This is a genomic window from Bacillus tequilensis KCTC 13622, from assembly GCF_000507145.1.
Lineage (GTDB): Bacteria > Bacillota > Bacilli > Bacillales > Bacillaceae > Bacillus > Bacillus tequilensis.
The window spans coordinates 1-237 of the sequence record NZ_AYTO01000003.1 but is presented as its reverse complement, the minus strand read 5'-3'; the positions used below and the strand labels follow the sequence as shown (position 1 = coordinate 237).

Genomic DNA, 237 nt, shown 5'->3' with positions numbered 1-237 from the left:
ACATTGAAGGATAATTGGGATACAAAAATGATTCACGGGGATGCATACACACGGCTGCACTATGTTACTTATTTGGGCGGAAGTCTCCTGTTGTTGAAAGGTGGAAAGTCCTCTGTCTCAACAGGCTCGAAAGATCTTGCTAAAGTTGGGAAAGCAACTGGTGGCACAATTAAAAAAGGCGGAAAATCTGTAAAACAATTTGTCAAATCTCCTGTCAATCGGTATACTCCTGCATTA

Annotated in this window: 1 pseudogene; it reads left to right on the top strand. The window is 41.4% G+C overall.

Annotation, left to right across the window (positions count from 1 at the left end):
* Positions 1-237: pseudogene (locus tag V756_RS1000000124205) on the top strand (hypothetical protein); the annotation flags it as partial.